This window comes from Desulforhopalus vacuolatus, from assembly GCF_016918505.1.
In the GTDB taxonomy this organism is placed as follows: Bacteria; Desulfobacterota; Desulfobulbia; order Desulfobulbales; family Desulfocapsaceae; genus Desulforhopalus; species Desulforhopalus vacuolatus.
Map to the genome: position 1 here is coordinate 1 of NZ_JAFFPZ010000104.1, position 516 is coordinate 516.

General features: G+C 52.1%; 1 protein-coding gene. It reads left to right on the forward strand.

The window, feature by feature from the left end; translation table 11 throughout:
* Positions 1-66 precede the first annotated feature (66 nt).
* Positions 67-516 (forward strand): CRISPR-associated endonuclease Cas1 (locus JWG39_RS16080; protein WP_205220450.1); only part of this gene is annotated, 450 nt, incomplete at its 3' end.

Consider the following 516-nt stretch of genomic DNA (forward strand, 5'->3'; position numbering starts at 1 on the left):
AGCAGTCGGGACCTAAATGGTCCTGCGCAACAGGAACAATCCCCAGAGCAAACAACAAGAACCGCCATGGCCGATGCCTTTAGCCAGGCGGGTATTGCCCCTGATGATTTCCCCGATATTGAGCCGCCGGAATTGCTCACCGGCGATGAATCCGAACTTGAAGCAGGCGCAGCTGCCGGGGTCGATCATGATCCTCTGCTGCGTACCCTCTACCTTTTCAAACCGGGCACCGTGCTGGGGAAGGAGTCGGAGCGTTTTGTCATTCGTCGCTCAGGTAAAGTTCTGCAGAAAGTACTGTCCATCAAGGTGGACCAGATCATGATTTTCGGTAACATCCAGATAACCACCCAGGCCATGCAGTTCTGTATTGCTGAGAAAATTCCCATTTTCCTGCTGTCGGGCAAGGGAAAGTTTTACGGCATCATCGACGCCTTTGACACAGACCCGGTTTTACTTCATCGAGATCAGTTTAACAGGGCGGGTGATATCGATTTCTGCCTTGGTCTGGCAAAAGAA